Source organism: Microcoleus sp. S28C3 (genome assembly GCF_036700785.1).
GTDB classification, from domain to species: domain Bacteria; phylum Cyanobacteriota; class Cyanobacteriia; order Cyanobacteriales; family Microcoleaceae; genus Microcoleus; species Microcoleus asticus.
Genome location: NZ_JAUBPO010000018.1, coordinates 31,344 through 55,004, shown reverse-complemented (window position 1 = coordinate 55,004; position 23,661 = coordinate 31,344). Strand labels below are relative to the sequence as shown.

The 23,661-nt window shown below is 46.2% G+C and carries 17 protein-coding genes; 6 read left to right on the top strand and 11 right to left on the bottom strand.

Going from position 1 to position 23,661, the window contains the following annotated elements; translation table 11 throughout:
• On the top strand, positions 1–1,287 hold a 1,287-nt coding region (locus QUA13_RS07995; protein ID WP_333197820.1), incomplete at its 5' end, for a WD40 repeat domain-containing protein.
• A gap of 213 nt (positions 1,288–1,500) precedes the next feature.
• Here the strand turns inward: QUA13_RS07995 and thrB are convergent.
• The 4 genes from thrB to QUA13_RS07975 form a co-directional block, all read right to left on the bottom strand.
• Positions 1,501–2,568, bottom strand: a complete 1,068-nt coding sequence (thrB, locus tag QUA13_RS07990; protein WP_333197818.1) for a homoserine kinase — start codon at positions 2,566–2,568, stop codon at positions 1,501–1,503.
• A 90-nt stretch (positions 2,569–2,658) separates the two neighbouring features.
• Positions 2,659–3,153 carry a tetratricopeptide repeat protein gene (locus QUA13_RS07985; RefSeq protein WP_333197817.1) on the bottom strand — a complete coding sequence of 165 codons (495 nt, stop codon included), beginning with the start codon at positions 3,151–3,153 and terminating at the stop codon, positions 2,659–2,661.
• Between the two features lie 3 nt (positions 3,154–3,156).
• Positions 3,157–3,723 (bottom strand): Uma2 family endonuclease, encoded by a 567-nt coding sequence (locus tag QUA13_RS07980; protein WP_333197816.1) that lies wholly within the window; start codon positions 3,721–3,723, stop codon positions 3,157–3,159.
• A 222-nt stretch (positions 3,724–3,945) separates the two neighbouring features.
• A complete protein-coding gene (locus QUA13_RS07975) occupies positions 3,946–5,181 on the bottom strand; it encodes a VWA domain-containing protein (RefSeq protein WP_333197814.1) in 1,236 nt (411 codons plus the stop codon).
• Positions 5,182–5,253: 72 nt separating this feature from the next.
• On the opposite strand from QUA13_RS07975, the gene QUA13_RS07970 reads away from it, so the two are divergent.
• The 3 genes from QUA13_RS07970 (at position 5,254) to QUA13_RS07960 (ending at position 7,465) form a co-directional block, all read left to right on the top strand.
• Positions 5,254–5,913 carry an ATP-dependent Clp protease proteolytic subunit gene (locus QUA13_RS07970; RefSeq protein ID WP_333191593.1) on the top strand — a complete coding sequence of 220 codons (660 nt, stop codon included), beginning with the start codon at positions 5,254–5,256 and terminating at the stop codon, positions 5,911–5,913.
• A 201-nt stretch (positions 5,914–6,114) separates the two neighbouring features.
• Positions 6,115–6,708 carry an ATP-dependent Clp protease proteolytic subunit gene (locus tag QUA13_RS07965; protein WP_172188328.1) on the top strand — a complete coding sequence of 198 codons (594 nt, stop codon included), beginning with the start codon at positions 6,115–6,117 and terminating at the stop codon, positions 6,706–6,708.
• A gap of 130 nt (positions 6,709–6,838) precedes the next feature.
• Positions 6,839–7,465 (top strand): J domain-containing protein, encoded by a 627-nt coding sequence (locus QUA13_RS07960; RefSeq protein WP_333191596.1) that lies wholly within the window; start codon positions 6,839–6,841, stop codon positions 7,463–7,465.
• Here the strand turns inward: QUA13_RS07960 and QUA13_RS07955 are convergent.
• Together QUA13_RS07955 and QUA13_RS07950 are read right to left on the bottom strand one after the other, a co-directional pair.
• Entirely contained in the window at positions 7,459–8,406 is a 948-nt protein-coding gene (locus tag QUA13_RS07955; RefSeq protein WP_333197813.1) for a serine/threonine-protein kinase, read from the bottom strand. The two genes, QUA13_RS07960 and QUA13_RS07955, sit on opposite strands and share 7 nt — an antisense overlap.
• Before the next feature lie 443 nt (positions 8,407–8,849).
• Positions 8,850–9,581, bottom strand: coding sequence for a DUF7873 family protein (locus QUA13_RS07950; RefSeq protein ID WP_333197812.1), 732 nt, complete (start codon positions 9,579–9,581; stop codon positions 8,850–8,852).
• 474 nt (positions 9,582–10,055) lie between these two features.
• On the opposite strand from QUA13_RS07950, the gene QUA13_RS07945 reads away from it, so the two are divergent.
• Positions 10,056–10,307 (top strand): hypothetical protein, encoded by a 252-nt coding sequence (locus tag QUA13_RS07945; protein WP_333197810.1) that lies wholly within the window; start codon positions 10,056–10,058, stop codon positions 10,305–10,307.
• A gap of 3 nt (positions 10,308–10,310) precedes the next feature.
• On the opposite strand, the gene QUA13_RS07940 is transcribed toward QUA13_RS07945, so the two are convergent.
• Entirely contained in the window at positions 10,311–11,204 is an 894-nt protein-coding gene (locus tag QUA13_RS07940; protein WP_333197809.1) for an EI24 domain-containing protein, read from the bottom strand.
• Between the two features lie 89 nt (positions 11,205–11,293).
• Between QUA13_RS07940 and QUA13_RS07935 the strand changes: the two genes are divergently transcribed.
• On the top strand, positions 11,294–12,085 hold the full coding sequence (locus QUA13_RS07935; protein WP_333197808.1) for a 2-phosphosulfolactate phosphatase family protein: 792 nt from the start codon (positions 11,294–11,296) through the stop codon (positions 12,083–12,085).
• Positions 12,086–12,337: 252 nt separating this feature from the next.
• On the opposite strand, the gene QUA13_RS07930 is transcribed toward QUA13_RS07935, so the two are convergent.
• The 4 genes from QUA13_RS07930 to QUA13_RS07915 all read right to left on the bottom strand — a co-directional run bounded on the left by QUA13_RS07930 (position 12,338) and on the right by QUA13_RS07915 (position 23,621).
• Entirely contained in the window at positions 12,338–13,756 is a 1,419-nt protein-coding gene (locus tag QUA13_RS07930) for a lipid-A-disaccharide synthase-related protein (RefSeq protein WP_333197807.1), read from the bottom strand.
• Between the two features lie 459 nt (positions 13,757–14,215).
• On the bottom strand, positions 14,216–19,411 hold the full coding sequence (locus tag QUA13_RS07925) for a PAS domain S-box protein (RefSeq protein WP_333197805.1): 5,196 nt from the start codon (positions 19,409–19,411) through the stop codon (positions 14,216–14,218).
• A gap of 415 nt (positions 19,412–19,826) precedes the next feature.
• Entirely contained in the window at positions 19,827–21,119 is a 1,293-nt protein-coding gene (locus tag QUA13_RS07920; protein WP_333197804.1) for an ATP-binding protein, read from the bottom strand.
• Positions 21,120–21,302: 183 nt separating this feature from the next.
• The gene (locus QUA13_RS07915) at positions 21,303–23,621 is read right to left on the bottom strand and encodes a tetratricopeptide repeat protein (protein WP_333197803.1); all 2,319 of its coding nucleotides are present in this window, start codon (positions 23,619–23,621) and stop codon (positions 21,303–21,305) included.
• Between the last annotated feature and the right edge of the window lie 40 nt (positions 23,622–23,661).

Below are 23,661 nucleotides of genomic sequence, written 5' to 3'. Positions count from 1 at the left end.
AACACCATCAAACTGTGGCACCTAGAAAGCCACAAACCCATTGCTACCCTCATCGGGCATAGCAATGAGGTCTATTCCGTCGCCTTTAGTCCCGATGGGTTGACTTTGGCTTCTGCAAGCAGTGACAACACCATCAAACTGTGGCACCTAGAAAGCCACAAACCCATTGCTACCCTGTCCGGGCATAGCAATCCGGTCTGGAGCGTCGCATTTAGTCCCGATGGGTTGACTTTGGCTTCTGCAAGCCGTGACAGCACCATCCAACTGTGGCACCTAGAAAGCCAAAAACCCATCGCTACCCTCACCGGGAATAGCAGTTTGGTCAATAGCGTCGCCTTTAGTTCCGATGGCAAAACTTTGGCTTCTGCAAGCAGTGACCACACCATCAAACTGTGGCATCTCGAAAGCCAAAAACCCATCGCTACCCTCACCGGGCATAGCAATTCTGTCAATAGCGTCGCCTTTAGTCCCGATGGGTTGACTTTGGCTTCTGCAAGCCGTGACAGCACCATCAAACTGTGGAACATGGAAAGCCCAAAACCCATCGCTACCCTCACCGGGCACAGCAATCCGGTCTATAGCGTCGCCTTTAGTCCAGATGGCTTGACTTTGGCTTCTGCAAGCAGGGATAAGACGATCAAACTGTGGAACATGGAAACCCAAAAAGCCATCGCTACCCTCACCGGGCACAGCGATTCGGTCTGGAGCATCGCCTTTAGTCCCGATGGGTTGACTTTGGCTTCTGCAAGCTTTGACAACACCATCAAACTGTGGCACCTGGAAAGCCAAAAACCCATCGCTACTCTCATCGGGCATAGCAATCCGGTCTATAGCATCGCCTTTAGTCCCGATAGGTTGACTTTGGCTTCTGCAAGCAGTGACAACACCATCAAACTGTGGCACCTGGAAAGCCAAAAACCCATCGCTACCCTCATCGGGCATAGCAATAATCCGGTCTATAGCGTCGCCTTTAGTCCAGATGGCTTGACTTTGGCTTCTGCAAGCCGTGACAACACCATCAAATTGTGGAACCTGCAAACCCAAAAACCCATCGCTACTCTCACCGGGCACAGCAATTCTGTTTGGAGCGTCGCCTTTAGTCCCGATGGGTTGACTTTGGCTTCTGCTAGCAGTGACCACACCATCAAACTGTGGATTTGGGATTTCGATAAACTAATGGCATTCGGTTGCAATTGGATTGGCGCTTATCTCAGAACCAATCCGAAACTAACAGAAGAGGATAAACAGATGTGTGCTGATTACCTCAACCAAGAGTCAATCAAATAGGACTTAGGCAAAAAATGCGGCTGTGGTTCCAGCAGAAGAACGCGAACTTTGCGAATTTGTTGTAATCCTGGCGATAAATATACAGCAGGGGAATCGATTTCAATGATTCCTGCGGTTAATTGATGATTGATGGTTCTGATGCCCTATAGTGCGGTTACTTTTGCCCCTACAAAAGGCGGTTATGTAGATGTTGTGCGTCCAGGAGTGGAATAATTAAGTGGAGATTTGTGCTCCTTGGGTGTCGAGACCGATCGCCCTTACATCAGCCTTTACCCCAAATTCCATCCAACCAGCCGCCATTTCCCTCACAACCGCATCAGCATTAGTAGCATCCGTTAAAGCCAAAAGCGTCGGCCCCGCACCGCTAATTACCATTCCACAGGCCCCTGAATTCAGGGCGGCTTGTTGCACCGCTTCATATCCCTTAATCAGAGATTGCCGGTAAGGCTGGTGAATTTTGTCTTGCAGGGCGCACCGCAGCCAGTTTTCATTGCCCGTTTCCAAAGCCCGCAACAGCAAACCGAGGTGTGCGGCATTGAAAATCGCATCAGCCCTGCTGTAATCTGCGGGCAAAACTCGGCGCGCTTCGGCTGTAGAAAGTTCAAAATCGGGGATGGCTACCACCGGGACAATATTAGGATGCCAGGGAATATCGCAAATCTGCCAAGAACCCCCCCCCTGCCCCCCCTTGCTAAGGGGGGGTGATGGTAGAATTTCCGCATCTAAATCTAAGGGTGATTGTTCTGTTAGCCCCGCTTCACGGAGGGGGAATCCTTCTCTTAGCCCCCCCTTACTAAGGGGGGGTTGGGGGGGTGTATTGCTAGCAGCGAGGCGACATCCTCCGAGTAATGCAGGGACAACGTTGTCGGGATGGCCTTCAAGTTCGATCGCCAACTGCATCACTTCCACCTGACTCAAAGGCGCACCGGCTAATTCATTTGCACCGACTAACCCGCCGACAATAGCTGTAGCGGAACTTCCCAAGCCTCTAGCCAGCGGCACTTGCATATCTATATGTATCGCTACAGGCGGCGGCGATTGTTGGAGGCGATCGTATAACTTGAGAAAAGCTTGATAAGCGAGATTGCTGTCGTCTGTCTTGACTTTGGCGGCTTCTTTGCCCGTAACGGTAATTTTTAGTTTTTCGGTTGCTGAGGGTTCGAGTCGGGAGAATTGGAAGCGGTTGTAGAGGCTTAAAGCGGCACCGATGCAGTCGAATCCTGGGCCTAGGTTGGCGGTTGTGGCGGGTACGGTAACGGTGACGGTGGAGATTACGGACATTTTTTGAATAGTTAATTTGGAGTGTTTAACCGCAGATGAACGCGGATGAACGCAGATCGAAGGATATTATACTATGTTTTCAAAAGCACTCTATTTTTGCAGACTTTCAAGATGCTTGATGGCATCTTGATAATCGTTGGTATTGCCATCTTTTTGATATAGTTCGGCTGCTTTATGATAATCGGCGATCGCCCCGTCTTTGTCTTCTAAGAACTCGCGGACTCTGGCGCGGTTGTAGTAAGCGTCGCCGTAGTTGGGGTTAATTTCAATGGCGCGATCGAAATCTGCTTTAGCTGCTGGATAATCTTTGAGGTTGCGGGCGCGAATTATGCCCAATTTGTTGTGGGCTTTGGCGTAGTTGGGGTTGAGGCGGATGGCTTCGGTGTAATCGGCGATCGCCCCTTGAATATCTCCAGCCTCTGATTTGGCTAAAGCGCTATTGAATAAATCTTCAGCAGGATTTTGAACAATCGTTTTTTGAGCTATTAATATTGCTGACGATTGAGCAGATACAGCCGGGAATATATTACCAAATATAGTAAAGATTACTAAAGTAGCAATTAAATTGTAAAATGATAATTTCATACTTTAGGCAAAGATTAGAGAGACAGAACAACTAAAACCGGGCAACAAAGGCGAAGTTAGTTCATCATTGCTCAACAGCGTAGCAATCAGCCTTAAACTTGCTTGTTCCCTGCGATAAACTTCTATTTGCCGCAATTGCCAATTCACAATCCAGTATTCCTGTACTCCTCGCACCGAATAGAGTCGGAGTTTCAAATCTCTATCCCGTCTTTCATTGTCTGCACCGGGGGATAATACTTCAACAATTAACTCAGGTGCGGCCGTTAAATGGCCGGCTTCGTCTAGCAAGATAGCCAAGCGTTCATTGCTCGCCCAAACTACATCTGGTATGACATTATCAGCATCAGTGAAAATAAGACCCGGATTGATGGCGGCTCGTCCCAAACCAGTAGACATCGACCAAGTATCAAGGCAAGAAAAAAATCTGCCACAAGTCTGTTGATGCCCCCAATGCGGTGCTCTAGTCATAAATAGCTCCCCATCAATAATTTCATAGCGATCGCCGTTATCGGGCAATAGCTCTAAATCGGCGCTAGTCCAGCGTACTTTATCAGATATTGTCTGGTTCATACAAGCACTCTTGATAGGTGATACAAACATTCTAAACGATCGAGCTTCTACACGATCCACAGGTTGAAACAATCGGGCTACACTGATTCTCGCTTTCTGTAGGCGAGACTCAGAATATTGAAACCCGCGGCCAGGCGGGTTTCGTTTTTGTAGAGGCGATTTCGCATCGCCAAATTGTCCGATCGCCCAATTTAAAATTATTTAAAATTTCAAATCGCGCGATTACTTCAAAATAGTTTTAGAAGCAATCCGAGTTTTCTTGCGATCGGCTTCACTCAATTGTTCGCCAGCCTGCAAACGAGTAGCAGAGGTTTGGAGCACAGTTGCGGCACTTTTATCGCCCATTTGCAGAGCAGTTTTCGCAGCAGTTTGCAGCATCGTAGCCGCGCCGGCCCGATCGCCCTGTTGCAATCTAGTTTCTGCGAGTTGAGTTTGGCGGTATTTAGCCAAAGCTAAAATGTGCTGCTGCACAGTCGGGTTAAGTGCTGGCTGATAAACTTTTAAGACATTAGCAGAAACTGCAACGGGATCGGAAAGCAAACTTTGACCGACAGTCGGATCGTCGTAGCGAATTTGCAATTGCCCGATCGCCTGTGTACCTTCGGGCAACTGTCCAATATAAATATTAGCCAAAACTACTCGCTCTATATCCTTCATTAAATCTCCCAGGCGCACCATAAAACGATCGCCTTCTTGCTGTACTGGCAATTCGATCGTATCCGGGGCAACTTGGGCGATCGGTTTGAGTTCGGCTAACCGTACTTTTGGCATCAGTGAAAATAGCAAATAAGCATTAGTCAAACCTACACCTTGGATGCGAGTAAATAGTTTGCTAAACTCGTCAACCGCATCTTCGGGACGCTGAATGTGAGCCAGAGCACCGCCGCCGGCGTCAGCAATCTTTTCCAAAATATCCTGGTTCCAGTTATCGCCAAATCCCAGAGAATTTAAAGTCATGTTGTAGTCGGCAGCCAATTTAGCCAACTTCAAACAGCGGCTGTCGTCGCCGTGTTCGTTTTCGCCGTCAGTCAGCAGAAACGCCTGAGAGATAGCTTCTTTTTTGCCTTTGCCCAACTCTTCAATACCTAACTTAATGCCCTCATCAATTGCTGTGCCACCGGCCGAGCGCAATTGCTCAATTTGCCGTTTAATGCTAGCGGGATCTCCCACAATTTGATTGGGGACGAGGACTTTGGCTTTGTGGTCGAAAGCCACCGCGCAAAAGCGATCCCCGGGCTTCAACCTGTCTAGCAAACGCCCGGCGGCTTGTTTGACGGTTTCCAAGGGGCGTCCGCCCATCGAACCGCTGTGGTCGAGAATCAGGCACAGGTTTAAGGGTACGCTGGAGTCGATCGAGCTTGCCGTCGCAGACACTGAAATTGCTAGCTGGCGCTGCGTTGAGGGCGCGGCAGCGTCAAGGTTAGGGTCGTTTAAAACCGGGAGCAAACTAACTTTCATGCGGGATACCTAAAGATTGCGTTACTATTTCTTTAAGAATAGCTCCATCAGTTCAGGCAACATTTCGGTTATATGAACACACCAATTAAAGCTGTGCAATCGCCATACTACGGGGAAGGGAACTCTCGGACGCCACCTCCCGATTTGCCATCCCTGTTGCTGAAGGAGCGGATCGTTTATCTGGGTATGCCTCTAGTGCCTGCGGTAACAGAACTGATTATCGCTGAACTGTTGTTCTTGCAGTACGAAGACCCCGAGAAGCCGATCAAAATCTACATCAACTCGACCGGCACTTCTGGTTACAGTGGCGAACCCGTCGGCTTTGAAACAGAAGCCTTCGCTATCTGCGATACGATCAGGTACATTAAGCCGCCCGTACACACTATTTGCCTCGGTTCGGCAATGGGGATGTCTGCGATGCTGTTAGCGGCTGGTACAAAAGGCTTTCGAGCGAGTTTGCCCCACGCTTCTATTGTGTTGCACCAACCCAAGGCTTACACGCGGGGTCAAGCAAGCGACATTCAAATTCGGGCTAAGGAAGTGCTGGCAAATAAAGCGACAATGCTTGATATTTTTGCAAGCTGTACTGGCCAACCGATCGAAAAGATTACTAAAGATATGGATCGGTTGCTGTACATGACGCCTTATGAAGCTAAAGAATACGGTTTGATCGATCGCGTTCTTGAAAGTTCGGAAGAATTGCCGAAACCGCTGCCGGCTGGAGTCATCTAACTGGGAATGGGGAATGGGGAATGGGGAATGGGGAATGAGTAAAAATTAAGGGTTAATGGCTAGTAGTTTCTACCCTGATTAGTTATTCAATAGTCTTTTTATGACTAACAATTCCCAATTACCGATTCCCAATTACCAAGGCCCGATGCCCGATGCCCAATTGCCCGATCACCAATTACCAACTAAACGGAGTTCCGAATTATGCCTATAGGTGTGCCAAAAGTTCCCTACAAAATGCCGGGTGGTTATGATACTCAGTGGATTAATATCTACGATCGCCTCTACCGGGAACGAATTATTTTCTTGGGCAGGGACATTGACGATGAAATTGCCAATCAAATCATCGCTGTGATGCTCTATCTCGATTCGGAAGATTCAGGTAAGGATATTATTTTGTACATCAATTCCCCAGGCGGAATGGTGTCGGCAGGCATGGCTATTTTTGATACCATGCAGCACATTAAATCGGACGTGGTGACGATTTGTGTGGGCTTGGCTGCTTCGATGGGTTCTTTCCTGTTAGCTGCCGGTGCGAAAGGAAAACGGTTAGCTTTGCCTCACTCGCGAATCATGATTCACCAGCCTTCTGGGGGGACGCGGGGACAAGCAACGGATATTCAGATTGAGGCGAAAGAGATTCTGCGGCTGCGCCACGAACTCAATAATATCTATGCTAAGAATACTGGCAAGCCGATCGAGAAAATCGAGAAGGACATGGATCGCGACTATTTCATGTCCGCTGAGGAAGCCAAGGAATACGGCTTGATTGACAGAGTGATCGAAGATCGTCCGTAAGTTATTTTTTCGCGACCGTAGTGCGGGCAACCCTCGCACTACAACGTAGTTCGCAGTAAATTATGGCAGAATCTTTACATTTAAGGATTCTGCCATATTTAATGGTATTATCAACGCTCATTCATGCTAAATGGATATTGCAGATTATTACCGACAGTTAGGACTGAGGTCTGGTGCCAGTTTATCGCAAGTTAAGGCCTCTTATCGGCAGTTAGCGAGACAGTATCACCCCGATGTGAATCCGGGAAACGAACAGGCTAAGAATAAGTTTATTGCTATTACTGAGGCTTATAAGTTCTTGGTGAATATTGCCCCCCACCATGTTGCGGAGTCGAAAGTTGCCAATTCAACTGTGCCGCCTATTTGGACACCGCCGGATCTGGAGGTGAAAGCTCAACCGCAGGCAGTTAAAGTGACTCGAAAAGAGGCTGCGGTTCAATCTAATGCGGATCTGTCGGCGGTAGAACAAAAGTTAAAGCAAGATGCTTATTTTGAGTTGCAGCAGTTGCTGAAATATCAGAGGTTCCCGCGGGCGATCGCCTTAATTGAGGGTTTGGCCCAGCGGGTTCCCGAAGATTTGGAGGTGCGTCAGTGGCAGGCGATCGCCTATCAGCGCTGGGGACGGCATTTGATCGGAGAAAAGCAGGTTGATAAGGCGAGAATTTATTTGAAAAAGGCTGTGAAAACAGACCCTCACAATCGGGCTTTGTGGGCGGAAGTCGAGCGGGATTTTCGCAGGTTGGAACAGATTTATTGAAGCGATGTTGCGTCCCCCTTTTGCAGGGGGTCTGCGTCGTGAATTTTTAATTTTTCTAAAATAACTTGGGTATTTTCAGGTCGGTTTTCCGGTAGCGGTTCCATTAATTCGTCGATCGAGTCTAGGAGTAACGGGTCAATATCTACAGCTTGGTTCCTCCAATTAATTTTACCAGTTTTTCCATTAACGGGAAAGTCGATCGGCTGTATGCCTGTTAATAAATGTACAAAAGTACGCCCCAGGGAAAAAAAGTCCGATCGCACGCCTGCTTTACCTAAAATTTGTTCGGGTGCGCAGTATCCAGCAGAACCTATGGGTGCGGTATCTCTCTCTGCTTCTGTTGCAGCGCCGAAGTCAATTAATCTCAATTTCCCATTGGCTTCAACCATCAGGTTGGATGGCTTAATATCCCGATGTACTAAATGATATTTGTGGATTTCCTGCAAAATATGAAGCATTTGTTGCAGCCAATCAAGAGCGAGCTTTTGAGAAACGTACTGGTTTTTAGTTAAGAATTCTGCCAAGTTTTCTCCGCTAATTTTTTCCATCACCAAACAAGACAATTTCTGGGAGTTATTGGGCAGTGGAATCTGGAAATAACCGTCAGGTTCGACTTGGGGAACACGGCCCTTTCCGGCCAGCCAAATCAAGGCTCGCGCTTCTTGCTGGAACAAGCGAACTAAATCGGGATTGTGGGTGTGTTTCAAGACTTTTAAAACTTTCACAGTCCCCCATTCGTTTTCCCCTGTTCCCAAATCTTCAACTTCAAAGATGTCAGTGGGGCGTGCGGGATTGGGCGATCGCGCTGATTTAAGGATGCGGTAGCGATCGGCAATTAATAAATCCGTGCCGCAAGCCTGACAATTTTGAGCAGCAGCAGGATTTTCGCGTTGTTCGCATTGAGGGTTGATGCAGTAAATCATCGGCCTTGATACGTCCACAACTGACGGATTTAACAAATTGATTCAATTATTAGCATAAAACCCAGCAGTTCTGACCTTACTACTGGGTTTATATTTACCGCCCATTTGCGCACGCTATCACATTTAAGTCAAGGATTTAAGATTAATAGCATCGCGCTCTACCGATTGAGCTACCCCCCTGCGTTTGGTAGAGGGGGCTGGATATGAGCCAGCAACCTCGATGATGTGATTTTCCTGACATTCGTTTTAGCGATCGGCGGAGAATGCTGAGTTTAGAGTAATAACTTGCTGTTGAATTTGTACGCAATGCTGCCTCTACCAATTGGGCTACCCCCCTATTTTGGGTAGAAGGGACAGGAGTCGAACCTGTACTGTCACATTTGTACGGTTTAAGTTGAAGGTTGAGATTGAACTTGTACTCTGTTTATATCTTAAACCATAACTATCAAAAAAGCAAGCACTTAGCGGAAAATAAACTGAAAAATTCGCTCTCCCACTCTCTGTTCCTCAACTTCTGAATTGTTAGCTTCTTCGCGAGCGAACATAACAGCTTGCTGCAAGATTTCCACCCTTTGCAGCAACTCATTGATCCGCCGCGCTGGCAAAGATCCAGAAAACTTGACAGTCCGCCAATAGCCGATCGTAATATCTTCGTAATAAACATCGACTTGCGCCGGATGGTGTTCGGTAGCTTCAGCTTTAACGTGATTGCGCGGAGTTTTAAAAGTCTTGAGAGTTTGCACCGGTTCTGTTGCCCAGCAGTCTGCCGAAGCATCGAAGTTCCAAGTCTCCGAAGCATCTAAAACTGGAAGTTTTTTGATGAATGCTTGCAAATCTGCTAACTGTTTTTCAATGAATAGCAAATAGCTGACGGGAACTTGGCTCAAAAGCACGTTTCCGTCTACAGTTACGTCAGCGCGAGCGCTACAATTTGTCCAATCTTTGGTTGCGGTTACATCGAAGAGTTTGGTCAAAACTTCAGTTGTTTTGCGGATAATCTCTTCGGCTTTGACTTCAACTTTTTTGGACTCGGGCGGCAGTTGTTCGCCTTCTTCGTCTTTGGGACGGTAAGTGCGGGAGATTCCAGAAAGCACAGCGGGCTTCTGGAGCGCTTTTTGAGCTTCTGCTAGTTCTTGGGCGGAGCGGCTTTTGATGCCTTTTTCGATCGCAATAATCTGATTTAAGCGTGGCATTGTTCGATTTTATTGACGCTGAACTCACATCAAGTCCGGTTGATTTTGATAATCAAATTGTTTGTCCTGTGGCTTTTAGGGCTTTGAGGACTTCAGTCCTCAGTACAAACCTCACGATCGTTCTTTAACCAGACTTGCTCAACTTGTAGTATTACATAATTCAATATAAATTACAAGCTTTTTTTTGTAGGCGCGGTGCCAATAGATCCCGCCGCTACCAGTGCCCAGCAATTTATCTCGCAAAAAATAGGCAAAATCTCTAGCGTCGCTGCCAAAGTGTAGCAAATATCACTCTCTGTTGGGGCTGCAACTACCTCTTGAGATAGATGCGGAAATACCTCCCAGGGCGAGTTGTCATATCGGGAAACATTTCTTAACATATAGATAACAAAGGGAATCCGAGGAGACACCAAAAATCCTTAAGCCCTTGGGGTGCCCCGTTAATCAGATTCTTAGCAAACAAGGGCTAAATCAATGAACCAGCAAAACTCCGAAGTTTTAGCATTTTTGCCCATGCTCCAAAAAGGCATTTGGCTGTTTGGGATTCTCTCTTGGATATTCGGGCTGACAGATAGAACTATTGCACTATTATCTGACGGATATTTGTCGGCGATCGATATTGTCCAGCTATTTACAGCTTCATTCTTCTTCCTTAGTTGGCTGTTTTTAAGCCCCTTTTTGGGTCTTAACTCCCAGAGGCAGCCGAAGGGTGAAGCATCTTCCTAGTTTTTAATTGGTAATGTTAGTTTCTCGATCGCTCTTTGTTTCTTCAGGGGCAAAGCGGGCCGGCCAAATGCGATCGCAAAAAAACAAGGTTCCCGCCGTCACGCACAGCGGAATTGCCAACAGATTCAACAGGGGAATGCTCACCAAACCCAAACAAACCACACCAAAACTCCCGCTGGCCGGCAAACTCGCCCAAATTATCTTCAATTTCTCCTGAAAAGGTCGTCTCCGCCTCTCCAAAGGTGCATCTAAAAAGTCCAAACAGACAATAGTCGCGCCCAAAGCTACGCCACCCAAACTGCTAAGAATAGAGCCGACGCCAGGGATAAAATGCAGCAGCAGCAGCGGTATGCCGACGCTCAACAAAATTTGTAGTTTTCGCAGTTCAAAGGCGATCGCCCTTTGAATATCCCGAAAACTACTCGCCAAATTCATTGGTGCTTCTGCGGGCAATTGACCGTTCCGCAGAAGTTCCAATTGTTCGGAAAGTTTGCCGTACCAGGGCGAACCTAAAATCACGCCAAACTGCACTAACAAAAATCCAATTATCAGCAAAAGTCCTGACACTAGGAGTACGCGCAGCAGCCAGCCGAAAGCAACTGTTAACACGCCGAGAAAGCTCAGCCAAGCTGGAAAACTCGCAATTAGAGCATTAAATCGGACGGACAAATCGGTAACTAAAACGTCTATCCCTGCCAAACTGGGAAATAGCAAGCTTAAATAAAGACCGATACCAATTATAAAATTTAGCACCACGGGAACTAATACATAAGTCCACAGCTTGGGAGTTTGCAAAATCAGCGTGAAAGCTCGCAAAGGATAGGTGAAACCTGCCAGGAGTCCAATTGGTGCGGTAATGGCGGCCTGGGCGGGGTTTGAATTTAGCTGTTTTGACATATTTTCTGCTTTTGAGGACTCGACTCTATTTTCTATTATCCACTTTCCATTATTATTGCTGATGAGGATTTATCGCAGGTAGCCCAAAAGTGAAGCTTTTTATTTACCATACCCCGGAACTTACGCCAGCCAACAAAATGCCGACTTGCGCGATCGCAGTTGATGTGCTGCGGGCGACTACGACAATGGCAACGGCCCTGAATAATGGGGCGGAAGCTGTCCAAGTTTTCAGCGACTTAGATAAGCTAATGGCCGAGAGCGAAAAATGGCCTGCAGACAAGCGGATTCGCGCTGGAGAGCGCGGCGGCGGCAAAGTTGACGGATTTGACATGGGGAATTCCCCCTTCGACTGCACGCCAGAAAAGGTGGCTGGGAAGCGAATTTTTATCAGCACAACTAACGGTACTCGGGCTCTGCAGCGAGTGCAAGCTGCTGCAACTGTGTTAACAGCGGCTTTGATTAACCGCAAATCTGTGGTGCAGTTTTTGTTAAATAAACAGCCGGAAACTATTTGGATTGTGGGTTCTGGTTGGGAAGGGAGTTATTCGTTGGAAGATACGGTTTGTGCTGGTGCGATCGCCCAAAGTTTGCTAGCAGAAAGCGGTATTCCTGCGAGCGATTTTGCTGGTAACGATGAAGTATTTGGGGCTATTGCTCTTTACCTGCACTGGCAAGATAGGTTGCACGAATTGTTGGAAAGAGCCAGTCACGGCCAGCGCCTCCTCGGTTTAGGTGTTATTGAAGATTTAAAATATTGCGCGCAAACGGATACTTTAGATGTGCTGCCGGTGCAGCGAGAACCGGGAGTTTTGGTTAAGTCGGATTTTAAAATTCCTCAGACTGATTTCTGGGTTCAATCTTCAGAAAAAACGGCGAATTGAAATTTTCTGGGAGTGGTGTATTGGTTGCGAGTCCAGGATTAGGTGCACACTCTATTTGTAGGAATGATATAGAGGACACGGCAGTGCCGTGTCCCTACCGAAAATAATATTGTAGGGACACGGCACTGCCGTGTCCTAATTTTGGCTAATAATTCCGATGCTACCGGAAACGATATTAGTTAGCGAACGAGATTTTTTTTAAAGAAAGTAGAATTAAAGATATTGGGTAGGGACATCACTAATGTTGTGTCCCTAGTGTATTGGAGGCAATTGAGAATTGCTGGATTCACCGCCGAACCGCTGAATTAAACACTCGGCAATTCTGGCTGCTGCACCGGGTTCTCCCATGCGGCGCCAGCCATTTTCTGCGATTAGCTGTAACCTGTCGGGGTCGCGGAGCAAAGACTGGACGGCAGCGGCAACTTCGGCGGGATGTTTGACTAAAATTAATGACGGGCCTAACAAGCGACTTTGAGCTTCTGCAAAAGCGGGAGTAAATTGCGGGCCGTTTCCGGGAATGGCGATCGCGGGTTTTCCTAAACCTACAAATTGTTCTGTAGCCGTTCCGGCCATTGCTATTGCTAAATCGGCTTCGTACAAACAATCGTTAAAACTTTGCTGAGTCAAAATCATCGTGGCGTTTCTCTGCACAAATGTCAAGGGCAATAGCAAATTAGGAGATTCTTTCCGAATTTCTTGAGCACTAGAAACAGGAGGTCGCAAAATACTTCCTTCTCGCCGCTGCGTTCTAATTTCGCCGTCTTGTCGCCAGCCGAAAAATTCTAAACTAGGTCGCAAAGCTTCTAGATTTAACTCAGGGGAAATGGCTCCAAAAAATAACAATTTGCGATCGGCAAACAGCGACAAAATTCCCGCTACTGCCTCTACTATTAGCAGCCAATTAGCATAGGCTTCCGGCGCTCTAGAACCGGGGAGTAAGGTGATGACGAGCGATCGCTCCATTTCCCGAAACTCTGCGTCAGGGCCGTAAAAACCGGCTGGATTTTCCGGTTCGAGTCCGTCCATCATTGGGTTTCCGAGATTGTAAGCCGGAATTCCCAGCTTTTGTAAAGTCTCGGCGGTTAGTGCGTCCCTGGCAAAAACGGCCCGACAGCGCGATCGAGTCATCAACCAGCGCTCCCAAGGCAAATAAACCGATCGCGGCGACCAACCCCACCCAGCAAAGGCGCGGGATTTGCGCCCCAGAGGCCCGTTCTCGTCGCGCAAATAATACTCGGACTTTGCCGTACCGACAAAGGCATAGGGCGCGCCGCTGAGCCAAGCAAACAGCAGCGGTACAATATCCCCGCAGGCTAAAATAACGCCGTCTTGATTCCCCGACTGTTGTTGCGTCCGCACCCAAGCGCGGATGGCTTTAAACTGAGCTATTGTCAACTGAATCAGGCCGCCTTTGACATCGCGCAAAAATTCCCTTCCGTCCATGTAAATAAAGCCGCCCGAAGGCATCCGCTGCACCGGGCCGATGATGCGGGCGTTTTCTAGTTGAGCGAAAGCTTGCCCTTCGCCCACTAGCGGAAACACGGCTAATTCTGGGGGATGCGGGTGCTGTTGCAGTTCCCGCAAGATGCGAAGGGCGATCGCGTCTTCTCCGTGGCCGTTACTGAGGCAAAGTAATTTCAATCCCAACTCTCTCAAAAACTCTATTGTCAAAAAATAGCCTGCAAACCCTGCGACTTCAGTCTAGGGATGGAAAGCAACTTTCCACTTTAGTTTACCAGAAAAATGTTGTTTAAAATAGTACAAAACACGGTAATATCGAACCCGATCCGCCGCTGCTCAAAATCTCTGCTGTACCCAAATATATCTGGCATTTAACAGCAGTTGCTCGGACTCTAGGATTGCAACTTCTGAAGCGGCAAAACAACTTGTTTAATGTTGGGACTTACGATCGCCTGCACTGACAATTAATTGCCCGATCGACAATTGCCCTATCTCCGCCTAAATAACGCAGCGGTAAGCTGCTGCGCATCTAGAACGAGCCCAGGCGCATCTAAATTTTACAGTCAAGTTTGATGACATTCTTGTGGGGTGTCCCGCCCGCCCAAAAATACAATTTAGATGCCCAACAGCTTATCTGTTAAAGGTAAGCTCTAAACCGTGATAGTCCTACTATTTTCCCTCGATATATTGCTTTAAAATATTCCGAATTTGTTTGAGCTGAAATCCCTTAGCAAGTTGGCGCAGCTTCGAGACAAACGGCACTAATTTTTGGTCTAAACTTTCCAGCTTAGCACTCTCCTCAAAAATTTCTTCAATGTCGCCCATAGCTGCGAGTTTCAAAATTTTTGCTACCGACTCAGAAGCCGCAGGTAACAGAGAAGAATAAGCAGGCAAATCAGATGCTGGTGACAAACTGGGAGTTTTGCGTTTTTTGCTTTCCGAAGATTTTTCGTAAATCCATTCTAGTCCCAAGTGCACCCGTAACTGTTCCAAAAAGTGATTTGCTTCGATCGGCTTGGGAAGAAAATCATCGCACCCTGCGAGGATGCTCTCTTGCTGCGTCGCCTCGAAAACGCTAGCTGACATAGCGATTAACACGACATCTTTTAATTCCGGCAACTGCCGCAGTCTCCTTGCAGTTTCTAACCCATCTATTACAGGCATTCCCAAGTCCATTAAAATCACATCCGGTTGAAATTCAACTGCTTTACAGAGACATTCGCGACCGTTTTCGACCTCTAAAACTTCAAATCCCAAACGCCCCAGCAGCCTGCACAATAAATTGCGATTTAGTTGATTGTCGTCCGCAATTATGACTTTCCGCTTGTTGCCGAAAAAACCGACTACCCAGCGTTTTTCCCTCAAAGGAGACACCTCTAAGTACCGTTTGGCTGCGGGCAATTCTACATCTAACCAAAAAGTGCTGCCTTTTCCCAAAGTGCTGTTGACGCGAATTTCGGTACCCATTAGTTTCGCTAATTTCTGGCTGATCGAGAGTCCGAGACCCGTACCTTCAACAAAGGTATTGCCTCCTACTTGGTGGAAGGGCAAAAATATTTCTTCTAACTTGCTTCTGTCTATTCCTGTGCCGGTATCCTCGACTTGAAAGCGGATTTTTAAAGCGTGTTTGGCTGCGATCGCATTGTGGGCGAAGCGCATATAATTTTCTTTCAGTTCCGCACTCAAAATCGATAATTCATAATTTTCGCCTTGCCCTCGACTCCAGGCTCCTGTGCCGACATAGCCGACTTTAAAAGTCACACCGCCGCTGTTAGTAAACTTAACGGCATTGCTGAGTAAATTTATGAGAATTTGGCGCAATCTTTTTTGATCTACACAAACGTAGCTAGGCAGGGGAGATACTTGTTCGTAATTGAAGGAAATTTGTTTTTGCGATGCCCGCATCTGAAAGAGATCGGCAATGTTTTTCGTGAATTTTTGAAAATTTAACTCTTCCGGGTAGAGTTCCATTTTTCTAGCTTCGATTTTGGAAAGGTCTAAAACATCATCGATTAACATCAGCAGATGTTGACCGCACTGTTGAATATTGCTGAGACTTTCTTGCTGATCTGAGCTTAAGTCTTTGTCAGTTTTCAAGATTTGAGCGTAACCTAAAACGCCGTTTAAAGGCGTGCGAAGTTCGTGGCTCATGTTGGCTAGAAATTCGCTTTTGGCGCGGTTGGCGCTTTCTGCGGCTTCTTTGGCTTGTTGGAGGGCCGATTCTGCAAGTTTGCGATCGGCAATTTCGGTTTGTGCTTGTTCAAATAGCGTCGATTGCTGGATCGCGATCGCCAATTGGACGCACAATTGCCGGAGGGATTCTATTTCTGAGGCATCCCAGGGACGGGGGCCGCTGCAATCCTGGGCGATCAGCAGTCCCCAGAGCTGATTTTCTGCGGTCGGTTGGGTCTGGGAAATGCTTTCTCGTGCTTTTAAAATCGGTACTATTAAGTTAGCTTTTACTTCAAATCCTTCGAGAAATTTCATGTGGCATTCCGTCAAATTTTCCCGGTAAATATCTTCCATAGATCTAATACAGCCTTGCTGATAAATATCAACAAATTTCTCTTTAAAACAGCCATCAATATTGTTAAAATTTAGCAGCGAAATTCTATCTTTTGCCACGGATTCTACAACGACATAGCCGCTCCAGTCGGGATTAAAACGGTAAATAACTGTGCGGTCTGTTTGCAAAAATTGCCGCACTTGTTCGACAGCACTTGTCAGGACTTCTTCTAAATTGAGGGAGGAGCGAATGCTATCGAGCATGGCAACTACCAGCCGTTCTCGCCTTAATTGGTGCAGCAGCGCTATCTCAGCTTGTTTGCGTTCGGTGATGTCGGTAATTACTCCCACTAGCCCGATTAAATTGCCAGTTTCATCTTTAATGCAGTCGGCACGAAATAAAGTCGTTACCACTTCGTTGCTTTTAGTTTTGATTTGGAGTTCGCCTTGCCAAGATTTGCCTTTACGGACTGTTTTAAACATTTCTACCAGCACTTGACTTCGGGGGTAAAGTGCCGTTGCTCCGCCTGCTGTGTGTAGTTCTTCTGCTGTGTAGCCGTACCGCTGAACAAAGGCTTGATTGTGGTAGATCGATCGCCCTGTCAAGTCAGCAATGCCGATCGCGTCGCTGGTACTTTCTACGGCTTGAGTAACTCGCAGCAAATCTAATTCTGCTTGTTTGCGATCGGTAATATCAGTAATCGTGCCGATATAGCCTTTAATTTCCTGCTTGTCTCCGATTTCGGCAATTGCCTGACCGATAACCCAGATTACACGACCGTCTGGACGCTGAAAGCGGTATTCGGATTTAAAAGGAAATTTCTCAATAATTGCTCGATACCATTCATTTTTTACCCGATCCGTATCATCGGGATGTATGGCATCCATCCAGCCAGTTTCTGCTGCTAATTCTGCGTTTAATCCCGTGATTTCACTCCACCGCTGATTTACATAAAGGCAATTTCCCGAGGGGTCGGTGTGGAATATACAAACTGGCGATGCTTCTGCTAAAGTTTGGTAGCGGCGCTGGCTAGCTCGCAGTGCTGATTCTACCTGCTTTCTATTAGTGATATCGCGGACGATCGAAATTATCTCGCCGCCTGCAAGCATTGTCAGCGACAATTCTTGAGGGAACTTAGTACCGTCGGGGCGCTGACCGCTCGCTTCTATATTGCAGTACCCTGTTTGCAGGAGCATCGGCATTATTTGTAGTTCAAAAAATATATTTTCTGCTTTGCTGTAGAGCATTTTCCATTTCTTCCCATACAGTTGGCTAGTGCTAGCCAAGCCGTACATTTTTAGATAAGCGTCGTTTGAATAAATACATTCTTTATTATGATTAAAAATGGCGATACCGTCATAAGCAGCGGCCATTGCTACTGCTTGTCGCTGGAGTTTGGACTCGGCTTGTTTGCGATAGGTAATGTCGTGACCGACTGAGTAGATTAAACCTTCTTCACTAAATGGCGATGACGTCCACAGCAGGCATTTGTAAGAACCATCTTTGCAAAGATAGCGGTTTTCAAAAGAGATACTGGAAGTACCGGCTATTAGTTTTACCCCTTCGGCTGCGGTAGCTTTTCGATCGTCTGGATGCACAAATTCGATCATCGGCTTGGCCAAAATTTCAGCACTACTGTAGCCTAAAACCGTTGACCAAGCAGGGTTTAATCGTTTAAAATATCCATCGAAACCGATAATGCAAAGCAAGTCTAAGGAGATGGTAAAAAAGCGATCGCGCTCTGTTTGTGCCTGCTTTAATTCAGTGATATCCATCACTAAACCGTCCCAGAGAATATCGCCTTCGCTCCCAGATTTTGCCTCATTATTGAGCCTTTCCGGTCTCGCCGCTCCTTGCAGCCACTTAACTTTTCCCGATTGCAGGGTATGCCGCCACTGCTGCTGCCAAGGTTCCAGGGTAGCGGCTGAAACTTCGATCGATGCTTCAAAATCTAAGATATCGTCTGCATGAATTCCGCTGAAAATTATTTCTGCATTTTGCTCTATTACTTCTGGCTCTAATCCGTAGATTTGGCGACTACTTGAAGATACGTAGGGAAAAGACCTTTCTCCAGTTGCTGAGATTCGGAATTGATAAATTATTCCCGGCATATTAGCTACCAATTTTTGAAATCGAGCTTCGCTTTGTTTCAGGGCTCTTTGCTGCCGTCTCTCTTCGGTAATATCTCTAATTGTCCCTACTATTACTTTACTGCCGTCTGCTATTTTAAAAACGCTTTTTTTGGTAGAGATGATGTGTTCTTTCCCGGCGGTGTCTGTGAATTTTTCTTCAGTTTCCAAGCAGACCCCCGTTCTCAATACTTCTTCATCTTTTGTCCAAAAAACATCAGCTTCTGATTTTGGGAAAAAGTCATAATCTGATTTGCCGATCAGTTCTTGCCGCGATTTACCGATCAACTGACAAAAAGCATCATTTAATATCATCCAGCGGTGTTGCTCGTCTTTGACAAAAATTGGGTCTGGCGTAGCATTTATGGTGTGGTTTAAAAATTCTTCTGACGCTTTCAGTTTGGCTTCGTAGCGGTAGCGATCGCTCACGTCCAACACTACTTCGATCATCCGGTCGATCGACCCGTCCTGGCGGCGGATGCAGCGCAGGGAAACTCGCGTGTGAACTATTTCGCGGTCTTTTTTGAGCCACCTTTTGTCTAAGCTGTAACCGTCGATCGTACCTGCTAACATCTGAGAAATTTTTTCCAAATTGGCATCTAAATCCTCTGGATGAGTCAACTCCAGCCAATTCTTTTGCACGAGTTCGTCGCGCTCGTAGCCCAGCAAATTGCACAGCGCATCGTTAACTTCTATCCAGTTGCAATTTTGAGGGATTTCGCGGTCAATAATTGGAGCGATGATGGCAATTCCGATCAGGGAATTTTCCACCACCGATCGATATTTTTCTTCGCTCTTTCGCAAAGCATCTTGACTGTTCTGGCGTTCTATGGCGTAACGGATCGATCGAATTAACAGTTCGCTGTCAATTTTTCTTTTGACTAAATAATCCTGTACCCCGACCGAAATCAACCGCAGGGCAAGCTCTTCGTCGTTTTGGGCGGTCAGAACTACGATCGGCACATTTACCCCGTACTCTTGTACCCGAGCCACCGTCTCAATTCCGATACTGTCTGGCAGTGAAAGGTCTAATAAAATTATGTCAAAAGTTTCTTGACTCAATCGCTGCTGCGCTTCGCTGAGGCGCTCTACTTTCGTCAGTAGTATACGCTGCACGCCTCCAATTTCCGACAGCAAATCTTCAATAAGCTCAGCTTCCTGAGGGTGGTCTTCTACTAACAGAACTTTCAAGCAGACAGGAGGCACAGCTAAGTTAAAAACTGCTTTCATAATAGTTATTAATCAATAAAAATCTTAAATTAACTTGGGTTTTACCTTTTATTTCTGGGGCAGTTATTTAATTGGACTTACATATACATCCGCGGTCATATAGCGGTGCGAGCGAGCGCTACAAAAATTGTGTTTAATACTTATAATTATATCACGCACTAACTCGACTGTCAACGCGAAACATTTTTTATTCTCACTTGCAATTTATACCAATTCAACAAAAAAATAATGCACCTGTAGGTAACATCCCAACACAGATAGTCACAATCATTCCCAATTATTGAATTCTTTAATCTAAAACATAAAATAGTATTAAATTTTACCTTTTACCTTCTAGCTTCTGCCTTTAAATATAGGATTTAATTCAGCTTCCGCTGCCTTCTAGCTTCTACCTCTTGCAGAAAGGATGTCTCGATTAAGCGATAGTAAAGTGAAAAGTTGAACCTCGATCCGGTTCCGAGTCCACCCAAATATATCCGCCGTGACGTTCCACAATCTTTTGACAAATGGCTAAACCAATACCTGTCCCAGAATATTCTCTTTGAGTGTGCAAGCGCTGGAAAATTTGAAAGATGCGTTCTTGATGCTGCGTCGCAATCCCAATTCCATTATCTGAAACAGAAAATAACCAGTCTTTCTCCTGTTTGCAAGCCGTAATATGAACCACAGGCGGTGCATCGTGGCGATATTTAATCGCATTGCTGACTAAATTTTGAAAAAGCTGTACGAGCTGAGAAATATCCCCCATTACCACTGGTAATTCATTGTAGGTTACAACTGCTTGAGTCTCGCGGATCGCCCCTTGCAGGTTTGCGAGTGCTTGCTCGACTGCGTGATTGCAATTTGTCAGTTGAAAAGGTTTCTGACTCCGGCCAACTCGCGAATATTCGAGCAAATCGTCAATTAAAGTTTGCATTCTCGTGCAGCCCTGAACGATATTGCCGATAAACTTACTAGCTTGGCTGTCGAGTTGGTCTTTGTAGCGTTTTTCTAAAAGTTGAGCGTAACTGGCAATGGTTGCTAAAGGCGCTTGCAAGTCGTGAGAAGCCACATAAGCAAATTGTTCTAGTTCGGCATTTGAACGCGCCAATTCTTGGTTAGATTTTAAGAGAGCCGATTCGGCGTGCTGGCGGTTCGATATCTCTTGTTGGAGGAGCAAATTTTGCTCTTGCAGGGTTTGTTCAACGGCGCGACGGGTTCTGATTTCTTGTTGCAGGATTTGGTTTTTTTCGTGAATTGTTTTTTCAACAGCTAAGCGGCTAATGATTTCTTCTTGAAGCAGCACATTTTGTTCTTTTAGCTGCTTTTGTAAATTCCGCAAGCTGAGGTGACTTTCGATGCGGGCGAGCACTTCTTCAAACTGAAATGGCTTGCTGATATAGTCAACAGCTCCCACAGCAAATGCGTTTACTTTGTCAAATACTTCATCTTTAGCGCTGATAAAAATTACCGGAATTTCGCGAGTTTTCGGTTCTAATTTCAAGTGCTGACAGACTTCGTAGCCGTTCATTTCCGGCATCATTATGTCGAGCAAAATCAAATCTGGTGGATTAGAATTGCAGGCTCTCAGAGCCATTTTTCCGTTAATCACGCAGCGGGGGGTGTACCCTCTCTGATTCAACATCGTAGACAACAGACGCAGGTTTTCTGCTGTATCGTCTACTACTAAAATGTTTCCTAACGGCGTCCTTGGTTGCTGATTCTTCATTGATTATTTCCCTGATCCTGTTTTATTCACAAAATATGTTTGCAGCTATGTTATTTAGGACTTACGGAAAACACCCGGTTGATAGTAAGAATATTGGGGAAACAAAACGAGTAATCGGCTCATAAATCGGGTGTTTAGCCGTTTGTTCACAAGCAAGTCTTGTTATTGTTTGTTTACCAATCCTCAAATCCCCAGCAGCAGAGTCAGAGCATTATTGTTCCAAGTCCATCCTTTATCTAAAACCTTAAATCCCGCGACTTTGCACATAGATTCTAAAGCAGAAGCTGTAGGCAGCCACCACCACGGGCCAAAGTCGTTGATATCAAAAACTGCTTTCTGAATTAATCCTAAAATGGGTGCACCGTCGGTGTGCTGCTGCCAGTAAGCTGTTAAGATAGCTCGTTCTGCTTCGCCTACAGCGGGAATGAATATTACTCCGGAAGCTGGAATTTCGTAGCGTCCCCGCTCGTTTTCTATAATTTCTTGAGTAATAGCTGAAGTTAAGATTAAATACTCCCCTGTTATTTGATGCAAACTCGTTAAAAGTTGCAAAGGATGAGGGTGATGGTACAAAACTCCTGCACAGTGAACTACATCGTAAGGCTCGCCAATTTCTGCAAGTTGAATCTGAGTTATATCTCGATTGATACAATTATAATTAACAATATTTAAACTTGTCATCCGATCGTGAAAATCTTGCCACCAGTGGATGGATGCCGGCATGGCATCAATCATTGTCAGAGAAACTGCACCGTATTTGCTAGCTACAGATACTTTTTCGTTGACAGTTCCCCACAAGCCGCCGACTTCTGCAAAAGTCTTGCCTTTGGCGACTCGGGCAATGTAGCGATCGCGAATATCATTAGCCTCTAACTCTAATAATAGACTGCGATCGCCACTTTGATGCTTTATATCTAAAACTTCCGCTAATTTACCAGATATTGCGGGATCTTCTGGCCGAATTTCTAAGGCCATCAAGTACAAAACTGTCGCTGCGTCAAGCCGATCGCTCTCGGCAAACTTTTGGGCTATTTCGCAGTAAAATTCAGGAGCGTGCAGCGGTTGCAATTCGTGGTGATAGTAGCTGCTTGCTGCGTCTAAATCTGCCGGAGTTCTTTTGATGAGAGCATCGCCTAACTTGGTGTAAATTCTGGGGAACTCCGGCTCGATTTGTAGCGCACAAAGGTAAGCGGAGACAGCCTCGTTCCACTCGTGCAGCTCAGTCAAAGCCTCGCCTAAATTGTAATAAGACCAAGAAAGATTGGGGTTTAGTTCAATCGCGCGCTTGTAGGCGACAGACGCTGCTTTCCACTGCTGGGTTTTTAACAGCGCTTCTCCTAAATTGTGGTAAGTCCAAGAAAAGTTTGGATTGAGTTCGATCGCCCGCTGGTAGGCGCTGATTGCTGGCAACCAATCCTGAAGTTTAACTAAAGTTAAAGCTAAATTATAATGAGACCAAAAGAAATCTGAATCGAGTGCGATCGCCCTTTGGTATGCCACCGCAGCTTCCGACCATTTTTGTAATTGAAAAAAAGCATCTCCCAACTTATGGAATGCTCCCGAAGAATTAGGGTCTAAGTCAATTGCTTGCTGGTAAGCAGCGGCGGATTCCGACCATTTTTTTAATTGACCGCAAGCTTCCCCGATGCTGTAGTAAGACCAAGAAAAATCCGGGTTAATTTCAACAGCCGTGCGGTACGCAACGATGGCTTCTTGCCATTGGGTTAACTTGAGCAGCACACTACCTAAATTGTAGTAAGACCAAAAAGAATTGGGATTTAACTCAATACTTTCCCGGTAGGCAGCCTCCGCTTCGCGCCAGAGTTCCTTGGCTTGCAAAACATTGCCTAATTTGTAATGAAACTCCGAAATATCCGGCTGGAGTTGAATAGCTTTGCGGTAATGAATAATCGCTTCGTCCCACTCTTTTAGCTCGCTAGCAGCTTCGGCTAATTGGCAGTAAGCTTCGCAAAAACTCGGGTTTAAATAAATCGTGCGGTGATAACAAGTGCGCGCTTTTTCTGGCTTGTTTTGCGCCAATAAAGTATTGCCTAAATCGAGGTATTCTTCGGCTATTTCTATCGGTTCGACCATGAGTGCTTGATACCAACAGTCTGCTGCTTCTTCAGCTTGACCGACTTTAGTAAATATCCGGCTCAAATTTCGGTAAAATCCTGCAAAGTCCGGTTGGAGGGAGATGGCTTTTTGGTAACAGACGATCGCCTCTTGCCACTGTTCCAATGTAGCGCAGAGAGTGCCGAGGTTAGCAAAAACTTCGGCAAAATCAGGTTGCAAGGCGATCGCAACTTTATACCAATACCTTGCGTCTTCTAGTTTACCCTGAGCTTGCAGCGCCTTCCCCAAGGTCTTGCAAGTCTCGGCGGAATTGGGGTGAGATGCCAAAACTTGCTGGCAAAGTGCGATCGCCTCATCCAACTTCCCTAAAGCTAAATATATTTCTGCCTGTTGTTGAAAATCAACCGCTGCTGTTTCTGAATTCACTTCTTACGTTCCTGTTGAGTAATAATTCCATGTATGATTG